The organism is Candidatus Bathyarchaeota archaeon, from assembly GCA_026014465.1.
Taxonomy (GTDB): domain Archaea; phylum Thermoproteota; class Bathyarchaeia; order Bathyarchaeales; family Bathycorpusculaceae; genus JADGNF01.
Genome location: JAOZID010000010.1, coordinates 973,583 through 985,157 on the forward strand (window position 1 = coordinate 973,583; position 11,575 = coordinate 985,157).

Genomic DNA, 11,575 nt, shown 5'->3' on the forward strand with positions numbered 1-11,575 from the left:
CACAGCAAACATGAGCTGAGAAAATGGATCAACAAAAAGCCAAAAGCAAATGGTCAAACCCAAAACTCAAGGGCGCAGCCTTGCTCTTGGCTCCCATCATCATTTTTTTAATTTCTTTATGTTTAGGAAGATACTCAATTCCAGTAGACACAGTTACCAAGATTTTGGTTTCCCCCTTTGTGCATGTTGAGCCGACATGGCCCAGCATTATGGAAACAATCATATTCAACGTAAGGCTCCCGCGTTTGATAATGGTCTGCCTTGTAGGCGCAAGCTTATCAATTTCAGGAGCAGCATTTCAAGGTATACTAAAGAACCCGCTGGTGTCCTCAGACATCTTGGGTGTAGCGTATGGAGCAGGCTTTGGCGCCGCATTAGCCATTTTGCTGTTTCCAGACGCCAGTTCAATCCAGCTTTTCGCATTAGGTTTTGGCATGCTCGCAGTAGGACTAGCTTACGGCATAAACAGCATGTACAAACGCTCATCCACCCTAATCCTAGTCCTGTCAGGCATAATTGTAGGCGCATTTTTTTCCTCACTAATCTCACTAATAAAATACACTGCTGACCCCGAAACAAAACTGCCAGAAATCGTGTTTTGGCTACTGGGAAGCTTTGCATCGATTACAATTAACGAAGTTATTCAATACGCAATCCCGATGGTGGTCGGTATAGTGGTTCTTTTGCTGCTAAGGTGGCGAATAAATGTCTTGTCGCTTGATGACGCGCAAGCTAAAACGTTAGGGTTAGACATCAAGAAATATCAGGGCATCATCATCTTTTTCGCCACGTTAATTACTGCATCCGCAGTTTGCGTAAGTGGAATAATTAGTTGGGTAGGGCTTATTGTGCCCCACATCGCCAGAATGATAGTAGGTCCCAACAACAGCAAAGTCATACCCGCATCAATTCTGATAGGCGCATCTTACCTCATGATAATTGATGACGTCGCCCGAACATTGGTACCTAACGAGATACCCATTGGTGTTTTGACTGGAATTTTTGGGGCACCGTTCTTTGGGTACTTGTTGTTTAGGCAGAAGGTGGGTTGGTCTTGAAGTTAGAAGTTAATAAGGTATCGTTTTCGTATAAGCAAGGAACTCCCGTGTTCAAGAACATCTCATTTACCCTCAACAAGGGTGATGTTTTTTGTATCTTAGGACACAACGGCGCAGGCAAATCAACACTGCTAAGCTGCATCGGCTCCCTATTCACCTTAGACAGCGGCAACATCCGACTAGACGACAAAGACATCTCAACCCTACCCCGTATGGAATTAGCAAAAAAAATCGGGTACATCCCCCAATTCCACAACCCCGTCTTCCCCTACTCCGTCTTTGACTTCGTTTTAATGGGCAGAACCCCCCACATAGGCACCTTTGCCGCACCCAAAAAAGAAGATAAAAACATAGCCAAAAGAGCCTTAGAAGCTGTGGGCATAGATTACCTGATAGAAAAACCTTACAGTGAAATTAGCGGCGGAGAAAGACAGCTGGTCATGTTTGCCAAAGCATTAGCCCAAGAACCTGACATAATCCTTTTAGACGAACCCACTTCACACTTGGACTTTGGAAACCAATTCAAAGTTCTTGACTTAATAGAAAAACTCTCACAAAACGGGTTCTCAATCATAATGACCTCACACTTTCCAGACCACGCATTCATAGTCTCAAGCATGGTAGGAGCCATGAAAGACCAAGGATTCATAGACATAGGACCCGCAAACGACGTAATAACCGAAGAAAACATGAAAAAAATCTACGACCTAGACGTCAAAATAACCACCGTCGAAAAAGCCAACAGAAAAGTCTGCGTACCCCTAAAACACAACCAAGCCTACAAAAACTTTAACTTCTCAAAATAAACCACATACGCTAACTGCGTGGCACCAAAACCTGCAGGTGCAAGGCGAGGGTTATTCGTTGCAGAGTTTGGTTTTTGCTGTTTGCAGGTCACGTTGTTGTTGCTTGGTAAGTTTGGGGTAAGAGAGATTGAGTTTTTCAATTTGGGCGACGATTATATCTGAGATTAGGGTGCGCGCTATCCATTTCTTGTTTGCAGGTATTATGTACCATGGAGCGTGGGTAGTGCTGGTTTTGTTAAGCATGTCTTGATATGCTTGTTGGTAGTCTTCCCATCTGGCGCGTTCGGAAAGGTCAGATAGCGAGAATTTCCAGTGTTTTTCAGGGTCTTTGAGGCGTTTGAGCAAACGCTGTTTTTGTTCGGATTTGGAGATGTGCAAGAAAAACTTTAGGATGACGGTGCCGCTTCTGACGAGGTGGTGCTCAAAATTGTTGATGTCTTGGTAGCGGTTGTTCCAAAAGTCGCCGTTGCTGTCGGGGGCGGGAAGTTTTTGTCGGGCTAAGATTTCGGGGCGGACTTTAGTTATGAGAACTTCTTCGTAGTAGGAGCGGTTGAAGATGCCTATGCGTCCTCGTTCGGGCAGGGCTTTGGAGTGTCGCCACAAGAAGTCGTGGTCTAATTCTTCTTCGGTTGGGGTTTTGAAGCTGAAAACTTGGCAGCCCTGCGGATTCAAACCCGACATCACATGCCTAATCACGCCGTCCTTACCTGAAGTATCCATACCCTGCAAAACAAGGAGCATCGCGTACGTGTCGCTTGCCCAAAACAGGCGCTGCATCCCTGCAAGCTTTCGTTTGTTCTGGACTAGAATCTTGGTGGCTTGCTCTTTAACGGCGTTTTTATCTTCGCTGCCTGTTTTCTCAGACGCCCAATCTGGAAGCCAAGCAGCATCAAAATCTTTCAAACTAATTTTTCTATCAGAAGCCAATTTAAAACTTTCAACCATGCCCAGCCCCATAAACAAACAGCCACCATACACAACAAACAAGCGCCAATCGCGTAATAACTTTTATCCAAAGACGCCACCACAAAAAAGCATTAAATAAACCAAACAAAAAGCAAAGAATTTTTTGTGGGAAAACAAAGCCAAGTGTAGTGGTGTTGGTTAAGTCGACAGTAAAACCGTGGAATCAGGCAATACTTATTAAGAATTCAGATTCAAGGCTAGGTTGTGATTTAGATGTCTAGTCCGAATTTTAAGAGCATGCCTAAAAAAGAGGTCACTAAGAAAATTGATGCCCGTAGGATAGTGGCAGCAGCACCCAGACGTAACAAAGCTAGTTTGTCGGTTGCGGTGAAGGTTCTTGGGGAAACACAGCCTGAGGTATTGGGAAAAGGTGCAGCGTATGCCTTCTCGAAGGGAGGCGCATTTTTGGGGAAAGCAGCGTTAAACACGCAGGGTACAGCGCGGTTGGATGTTAACTTACCTGTAGTAAATACGGGGCAGTCGTTGCGAGTAGTTGTTGGTCCGAATATGGAAGAGAAGAAGATTTCAGTTGGAGAGCTACTGCGGTTGGGTGGCGAGCAGGTTTTTGTGCAGGTTACGCCAAAGGATTTGCACAAAGCAGTTGAAATCAGGGTTGTTTCTAAACAGGTGCTTTGTTGGTTGCTAAGTGCTTGTGTTGTGCAGGGAACAGTTGTAAAAAGAGTTGTAAGCGGCGGCATCGCCATGGATTTGCCTGTCTGCAATGCAACCGTGGAAATCTACGAAGTAGACGCCATACCCAAAATCATCGCCAAACTGCCCTTGGATATTATCGAGCGTATACGAGAATTCCTAATTGACCCGCCTCCACCAGAACCAGTCATTAACCCACGCTACGAAATCGACATAGGACCATTGCCGCCTCAGCCACTGGTCATAGGTGATTTGAAAACAAAAACTCAGCTGATGGAAGAAGTAGAAAAACCAGCGGCAATGATGCTTAAGAAAAGCAGCTGTGAAGCCGCAGTTACTGAAAACTCTGCCCTGTCACTTCTTGAAGGCGGAGAAACCAAAAAACTCCGTGTACTAGCAAAATCGACAAGTGGAGAACAATTCAGGCAAGTCCTCATAAACAATGCCCCTCTGGTCAAAAGCATAATCTGCCTGTTCCCCTTCGCAACTGCCCACATGGATCTGGTTGCAACAGCCACAACCGCCGAATGCGGCAAATTCAAAGCACTCTTCTTTAGAGGCTGCAACAACCCCGACGTACCCGACCTATACTTCAAGGTAAAACAAAAAATCTTCCCCATACTCCCCCCAATGACCATCTATGCCCCCACGCCTGTTCTGTGCAATACTTTGTGGAATTACCAATGCGGAAGCCAAGAAGTAACCCTGCATATAGATCACCCGCTTGCCAGAGTCTGCCCGCCCTGCCCGCCAGTAAATGCACCATTAAACTGGGTGCTGTTCATGGCTATAGGCAACCATCCCCTAAGCAAAATGCGCGGCACCGGAACCACCCTGCACACCACCACAAACACTGCAAACGTTGGCTTAACAGACACTGATGCACCCTTTGGAGAAACCCTACGACCCCGCATAGAATTTGACAACAGCCTGCGTGAAGATTTAGGCGTCAAGTACTATCAGGTCTCATACCGCAAAGGAACCACAGGAAGCTTCATCCCGATAACCGCGACCATTAACCGCCACTACACCCACGAAGTAGACGACGACTTAGTTCTGGAAGCCTACAATCTTGGACCTAAATCCGAAAAATCACCAGGAGTCCCCTTGGCAAATAAGAACCTCTTTGAAATCCCGCCTGCCCTGCCACCTACTGGACAATGGAGCATACCCAACGCCGTCGAAGACACCGCGAGTGCCAAATTCAACACCTTAGACTTAGCGCCCCTAGAAGATGCAGGAGTACTTTGGCCAGAAAGCGGCTTGTACCAGATAAAAGTCGACCTCTTTGACGAAAACGGGCAACGCGTAGACATCGATGCTTTGGGCATTACCTTCCGCGTGCCAACCTCAACGGACCTTTCAGGAACCGTAGAAACCGAAGATGCCGCATGCGTAGCCCTAACCAATGATGGCGCATTCTCACCTACAGGCTTGGTTGAGGATGATGACGGTGATGGAAAGAAGAGCATGATCATCGCGCTGCACATTGACAACAGCCGCTGCAAAGCAGAAATTCCAGCACCTACCCTTGATGGCGTTGCTGCAGGAGACGACTGTGGCGTAATGAAATACCAAGTTGGTCCACCCCCACTAGAAATACCCCAAGGCTCAGTGCAGATGAACTATCGCCCAGCACATCCCTCAGGCGTAGGAACACAAGGCTTCGCAACATACATATTCACACTGACCCGCGGAGGCAACCCCTCAGTAACCCTCAGCTCAGGACGCACCCCACTACCCCCCACAATGATGTCAACAACAAGCACCGTCAACGACATACTAGGCATATGCGACACCGCAGGCTTTGTCGAGTACATGCGCGTCTACGCAAAAGCAACCTCAGGATGGCGCAGACTCCACGAATACGACGCCCAAACCGTAAGAGGATTCGTACTAGCACCCAAACCCAAAACACCAACAACCCCAAGCCCCTAACCACCCAAAACCAAAAACCAAAGGCAGAAACAACCTGCCCCAACCCTTTTTCTTTTTTTTTAAAAAAAAACTTGAGTTTTCTTCAAACAGACCGCTTGTGTAGACCCCCCTCCCCTTTCTGCATAGAATCAATATTTGGATCCTAATAGGCTGCTAATAGGTTGGTGTAAAAGCAAAGAAAGTCAGAAAGTTCAAAATGTAGGGGAGCAAAGGAGGAGATGACCTAAACAGCGTTTGTCTTCTAAAGTTTGGTTTTCAGGTGGAGGCGGGTTTGGGGTTAGTGTTGGGGGTTTGGGCGGAGTAGTTTTGAGAGTATGGGTAGGACTACGGTCATGGAGCCTATGACGGTTATGGCGACTATTGTTAGAAAGTCGCTGCCCACGATGCCTAGGGCAACGCCTTCGTAGGCGATGATGAAAGACATTTCTGCGCGTACTGTTAGGGCCATTGTGAATGTCCATAAGGTTTTGCCGCGAAAGCCTGAGATGCCTGCGCCCAGCAAGCCGCCGATTATTCTTGCGGCTAAAGCTACACCCAAGACAATTAAGCCTACACCAAGCGCAGCGGGTATGTCAAAGGGGTTTATGACTAGACCGATGCTGGTGAAAAATACTGCCGCGAAAATCTCGTTCATCATAAGGAGCCGGTTGGCTAGTTTTTCTCCTGTTTTTTTGTAGGGTATGATTGCGCCCATGATGAAGGCTCCTGTTACGGCGGCTAAACCGATTTGGGTGGATATGAAGGCTAGAATCAAGCCTAAGCCTAGGAGCATGGGGAAGAGGACTTCGTCGGAGAGGAAGTGTTCGAAGCGTTTTATCATGATGGGGAAGAGTTTGCTGCCTATGGATATGGCTAAGAGGATAAAGAGGGTGGCAACAAGGCTGACTTGCAGTAGGTTATCAACAGAGAAGGCTCCTTGCGAGATTACGCCTAAAGCCACTGTTAGTATGAGAACGCCTGCAATGTCGTCAAGTATGAGAGCGGTGATTAGGGTGGAACCAGGTTTTGTCTCCACCAACCCTGCAGCGCTAAGCATAGAGGCGACCACGCTTGTTCCGCTGGGAGCCAAAACCGCGCCCAAAAGAAAAGCCGCCTGCCACGACCACCCCAAAGACAAAGCCAAACCGTAACCAAACAGCACCGACAAAACCACGCCAAACACAGTCAACAAGAAAGCCTTCTTGCCCAACCGCCAAAACGCAGAAGCATCAAACTCTAAACCCGTAGTAAACAAAATCAACACTGAACCCAGCAGGGCAAGCAGGTTAATCACTGTCAAATCCGTGATGAGCCCTATGCCGCCTGGTCCACCTATGAACAAGCCTACCAAAATGGCGCCTATAACACTGGGTAGTTTGAGTTTTTTGAACAGCTCTGAGCCCAGTGAGGAGGCAACAATGAGCAAGCCTATCTGGAACAGGACAAAAACTGCTGAACTTTCAGCCATAAAACAGAGTAAAACATGAACCTATATGTGCATTACCCGACAAAAACTGGATAAACATCCAACACAAAACGGAGTACGCTAAACAAAAACCGTCAGAAAAGCTTTCAAATGAAAACAAACGCAGAAAAAAGGTGCGGGTTAGGTGTTGGTTCGTTTTAGAGCTACCATGCAGCAGGCAAAAAAGAATACGCCAAAGCCTAAGAGTGTAAAGAATGAGAGATAGGGGAAGGGCTGGGACAGCGCGGTTGCACGTAAGCAGCTGCTGGAGTGGGTAAGAGGCAGGCAGTACAGGGCGGTTTTGAGAAATTCTGGAAGCTCATTTAACGAGAAGAAGGTGCCGCTTAGAAAAGTCATGGGCAACAACACAAGGGCGTTGAAGGTGTTCATGTCCTGATGGGTCTTTGCAGTAACCGCAACGAACACGCCCAGAAAAGAGAAAACAAAACAAGAGCAAATCAGCATAAACACAAAAACGGGCGTGACAGTTATGTCAGGGGATATGACTACGCCTACGATTAGGATGGCGGTGGCGCTTATCATGCCGCGTATAACCCCGATAAGAGATTTGCCTACGGCGATGGCAAACAGGCTAATGGGTGACATCAAAAGTTCGTCGAAGCTTTTGTGGAATATGCGGTCAACGTTAAGTTTGGAAGCAGCACCCGTGAAGCTGTTGGTCATGGACGTTAACGCCAAAATGCCTGGAATAACAAAGGCTAGGTAGCTTACGCCTTCAAAGCTGATGCCGCGTCCCAAGCCATAACCAAAGGCGATCAAGTACAAAAACGGATTAACCAAGCTTGTGGCGATTGTTCGGATTCGATGGCGCCTCATGAACCGCAAATCAGACCACAAAACCGAGTAAATATCTCGCAGTTCGCCAACGGCGCGCGATATGATTGGAGTGTTGCCTGAGTTAGCCAAGTTTGTGTCCTCGTTTAGTTTTACCGTTTTTCGTTTGCTTCTTCTAAGAGTCCTTCCGCAGCCAGATAAAGCCTCTGCAGCTGCTTTTTCATTTCGTCGGTTGTCTGCCACATGCCCCGTTCAATGGCTTCCAATAATCGTTCGGTCATGTTTTGCAGGGCGTAGGGGTTGACTTGTTTGAGCCATTGCTGCATCTTCTCGTCAAGCACGTATTTTTGGGCTAAATCCTCATACATCCAGTCCTCCACGGCTTCAACGGTGGCGTCCCAGCCAAACACGGAATCCATCGAACGCGACAACTCGCCTGCGCCTTGATAGCCGTGACGTTGCATGCTCTCAATGTACTTGGGGTTCAAAAGGCGGCTGCGTAGAACATGGCAGGTTTCCTCTTGGGTGCTTCGGACTTTGACGCGGTCAGGGTCAGAGCTGTCTCCGCAGTAAGAGTTGGGGGCTTGTCCGCTGAAGGTTTTAACGGCTGAGACCATGCCGCCGTGAGCGTCGTACCAGTCGTCGCTGTCTAGTATGTCGTATTCGCGGGTGTTGTCGTTTTTCACGGTGAGGTTTAGCTGGCTAAGACGCTGCTTGAATTGCTCGGGCACTGCGGCGCCATACGTTTTTCGTCCGTAAGCGTAGCCGCCCCAGGTGACGTAGATGTTGGCTAGGTCGGCTTGGTTTTTCCAGTTCTTAGAGTCAATAGCTTCACTTATGCCACAGCCATACGTTCCAGGGCGCGCACTAAAGATGCGGTACTGAGCCTGCTCTTTAACAACCTCCGCGGATTCGCCTTGTGCAAGGCGCCTTTGGGTTTCGGCGGCTACGTGTTTGGCAAGGTAGTTTTTGTCTGGAGATTCGTTTAGCTGGGCAACTGTGCGTACGGCGTCGTCAAGCACGTTGGCAACGTCGGGGAAGGTGTCTCGGAAAAGCCCGCTGATGCGTACGGTAACGTCTATGCGCGGATGCTTAAGCTCCTTTGCGGGTATGGCTTTAACGCCCTTTACTCTGCCGCTGGTTTTCTCCCAAACAGGCTCCACACCCATAAGATACAAAATCTGCGCCACATCATCCCCCTTGGTTCTCATTGTGTCGGTTGCCCAAACGACCATGCCGATGTTTTCGGGGTATTTGCCTTCGTCTTTGAGGTAGCGTTCAAGCAGGGCATCGCCCATGGATACGCCAACGCGCCAAGCAGCAGGTGACGGGATAGCGCGGGGGTCAACAGAGTAAAAGTTCCTGCCTGAGGGGAGTACATCGCACATGCCTCGTGTAGGCGAACCCGAAGGACCCGCAGGAACATAGGCGCCCTCGCAGGCAGACAAAGTGTGCTTTAGTTCATCTCTGGTTTGGGTTATGGCGGGGGCAAGAAAATCTGCGACGTACTCAAGGACGCAGGTTATGTGGGGGCTGGTTTTGCCTAGGACTTCTTGGGCGGTTTGGGTTATGGCTTGTTTGTTGAAGTCTTGGGTGTTGAAGGCTTTTATCAACTCAAGGCTCTGCTGGGTAAGCTGTTTGAGCAAATCGCCGTTAGTTTTGCCCTTGCCACACATTTTTCCAGGGTTTGACAGTAGCTCTTCGTAATTGTAGCCTTGCAGTTGGGCAATTGCTTCTCGCAAAGACGGCACCTCGCCGTTGCTAAGCCGCGTCAATGTAGCCAAAAACGTTTCCAAGTGCAAATCAGAGGGTGCTTCACCTAGAATGTGCAGTCCGTCTCGGATTTGCGTGTCAGAGAGTTCGTGTAGGTAGCTGTGCAGGGTTTCTAAGAAGGCTTCAAAATCTGCAAAGGCGCTTTTTTGGGTGATGTTTAGGTCTTGGTTGAATTTGGTTTGGCAGGTTTTGTCCCAGATGGGCTGTTGCATGTGGGGGAGCTTTTCGGGGTCGGAGAGCTTGGCGTGGTAGTAGTCCTGCAACATAACTTCTAGCTCAGCTATGTCGCCATAAGCATCAGCGTCGTGCATGACAGGAATTAGGTGATCTATAAGGCAGCAGTAGCTTCGGCGTTTGGCTTGGGTGCCCTCTCCAGGGTTGCTGATGATGTAGTGGTAAATGTGGGGCAAATCGGATATGGCGGCGTCGGGGGCGCAGGAGGCAGAGAGCCCTATGGATTTGCCTGGGAGCCACTCAAGGGTGCCGTGGGTGCCTACATGCATGATTACGTCTGCTTTGAAGGTGTCGCGTATCCAGCGGTAGTAGGCGTAGTAGTGATGGGGCATGGAGAGGTCGGGGCTGTGGTAGATGCTTGCGGGGTCTTCGGTGAAGCCACGGGGGGGTTGCATGCCTACGAAGATGTTGCCGTTGATTAAGCCTGCTATGAGAAGGTTGCCGTTTAGGCTTAAGAGTTTGCCGGGGGGGTTTCCCCAGTCTTTTTGCATTTTAGCTTGGGCATCGGCGGGCAGTTCGTTGAACCAGTTCATGTACTGGCGTAAGGGGATTTTGTCTAGGGCTTTTTGGTTGAGTTCTTGACTGCTTGACCAGCGGCAATCATTGGTAAGCCCAGAGAGCACGGTTTCTATGAGGTCTTGGCTGCTTTCGGGTATGCTCTCCACAGTGTAGCCCGCCGTTTTTAGGCCACGCAGCAAATTTAGAACCGACGCGGGGGTGTCAAGCCCAAAAGCTTTGCCGATGGTGTCGTTTCTGGGCGGGTAGTTGTGGAAGATTATGGCTACGCGTTTGTCTTTGTTTGGGGTGTGGCGTAGTTTTGCCCAGTTGAGGCTTAGGCGAACGAGTTTTTGGATGCGCTCGGGTAGGGGTTTGAATTTGATTATCTTGGCGCCCGTTAGTGGGTCGGTTTCGCGAAAATCCATCGCAGCTGCGGGCACGGTGATTAAGTCGCCGTCGAATTCGGGCAACGCAACAGACCTTCCGATGTCCACGGGGTTTAAGCCTTGGGCGCTTTTTTGCCACTCCTCGACGGTGTTGCAGGTTAAGATGGCTTTTATGATTGGGACCCCCAGTTTGTTTAGGAAGACTGTGGAGGCTTTGGGGTCAGAAACGCTCATGGGCAAAGAGAAAGACAACACATTTATGACAACGTCAACTATGGATTTGCCGTCTTTTACGCAGTAATTCTCAACTAGCCACTCCAAACCTTTGGTACCTAAGGCTTCGTCTTTCACGCCTTTGAAAAACAGGGGCAGCACGTTTGCGCCTTGCCGTTCGACTTCACGGATTAAACCGTCGATGAAGTCGGTGTTTCCGCCCAGCAGGTGGTTTTGGTTAAACCAAAGGCAAATGGTGGGTTTGTTGGGGGCGAGCTTGGTTTTTTCGTACTGCTCCAGCGTGGGGTAGTAGTCAAAGTCAGGATGATACAGGCCTTCCCATTGGGGGCGTTGCGATGCGTCTACGGGGTAGGTTGTGCCTGTGAAGCGGTTTGCGAGGTACAAGAGCAGGTTGGCGAGGTTCTTTTTTCCGCCGTACATTAGGTAGCTTAGGATAGCTTGGTAGTCTTCGGGTTCAACAGTGCAGTGCTTTAAGAGGTCTTGGTTGCGCGCCAAAGAAGCAGAAGAAACAAAACAGGGAACTCCCGCAGCCTTCACCACGCCAATTAGGCTCTCAGTTTCAGTTGAGCTGCCCATCAAATGCACAACTGCAACATGCGCGGTTTTAGCAAACTCGGTAAACGAATCCACAGCCCCAAAATCGTCAAAATCGCGAGCATGAGCCACACTTTGAACCCTAAGCTTCACAACTTCGCCGTTTTTGTTCACGTCCTTAACTGCACAAATCAAGGGAACAACATCGTTAGGAATTGTGGTTATAAACGCGATTCGCAGAGGGTTCATAAGTTAACC

At 48.9% G+C, this 11,575-nt stretch carries 7 protein-coding genes; 3 read left to right on the forward strand and 4 right to left on the reverse strand.

What is annotated here, in order from left to right; translation table 11 throughout:
- The first annotated feature begins 23 nt into the window (after positions 1–23).
- Together NWF04_07200 and NWF04_07205 are read left to right on the forward strand one after the other, a co-directional pair.
- Positions 24–1,058, forward strand: a complete 1,035-nt coding sequence (locus tag NWF04_07200; GenBank protein MCW4006362.1) for an iron ABC transporter permease — start codon at positions 24–26, stop codon at positions 1,056–1,058.
- Positions 1,049–1,864: an ABC transporter ATP-binding protein gene (locus NWF04_07205; protein ID MCW4006363.1), complete on the forward strand. Its 816-nt coding sequence runs from the start codon at positions 1,049–1,051 to the stop codon at positions 1,862–1,864. Before NWF04_07200 ends, NWF04_07205 begins: the two co-directional genes overlap by 10 nt.
- Positions 1,865–1,915: 51 nt before the next feature.
- Here NWF04_07205 and NWF04_07210 read toward each other — a convergent pair whose 3' ends face one another.
- Positions 1,916–2,809: a polyphosphate kinase 2 family protein gene (locus NWF04_07210; GenBank protein MCW4006364.1), complete on the reverse strand. Its 894-nt coding sequence runs from the start codon at positions 2,807–2,809 to the stop codon at positions 1,916–1,918.
- Between the two features lie 234 nt (positions 2,810–3,043).
- Here NWF04_07210 and NWF04_07215 point away from each other — a divergent pair, with 234 nt between their 5' ends.
- Positions 3,044–5,419, forward strand: coding sequence for a hypothetical protein (locus NWF04_07215; protein MCW4006365.1), 2,376 nt, complete (start codon positions 3,044–3,046; stop codon positions 5,417–5,419).
- Between the two features lie 277 nt (positions 5,420–5,696).
- On the opposite strand, the gene NWF04_07220 is transcribed toward NWF04_07215, so the two are convergent.
- From NWF04_07220 to cobN, 3 genes are all read right to left on the reverse strand, one after another.
- Positions 5,697–6,866, reverse strand: coding sequence for a cation:proton antiporter (locus NWF04_07220; protein ID MCW4006366.1), 1,170 nt, complete (start codon positions 6,864–6,866; stop codon positions 5,697–5,699).
- Positions 6,867–7,004: 138 nt separating this feature from the next.
- Entirely contained in the window at positions 7,005–7,901 is an 897-nt protein-coding gene (locus NWF04_07225) for an ABC transporter permease (GenBank protein MCW4006367.1), read from the reverse strand.
- Entirely contained in the window at positions 7,811–11,566 is a 3,756-nt protein-coding gene (cobN, locus tag NWF04_07230; GenBank protein MCW4006368.1) for a cobaltochelatase subunit CobN, read from the reverse strand. The genes NWF04_07225 and cobN overlap by 91 nt, the downstream gene beginning before the upstream one ends.
- Between the last annotated feature and the right edge of the window lie 9 nt (positions 11,567–11,575).

Coding starts and splice junctions, on each gene's coding strand:
- NWF04_07200 (MCW4006362.1), top strand. CDS start 24: ATGGATCAACAAAAAGCCAAAAGCAAATGGTCAAACCCAAAACTCAAG.
- NWF04_07210 (MCW4006364.1), bottom strand. CDS start 2,809: ATGGTTGAAAGTTTTAAATTGGCTTCTGATAGAAAAATTAGTTTGAAA.
- NWF04_07215 (MCW4006365.1), top strand. CDS start 3,044: ATGTCTAGTCCGAATTTTAAGAGCATGCCTAAAAAAGAGGTCACTAAG.
- NWF04_07220 (MCW4006366.1), bottom strand. CDS start 6,866: ATGGCTGAAAGTTCAGCAGTTTTTGTCCTGTTCCAGATAGGCTTGCTC.
- cobN (MCW4006368.1), bottom strand. CDS start 11,566: ATGAACCCTCTGCGAATCGCGTTTATAACCACAATTCCTAACGATGTT.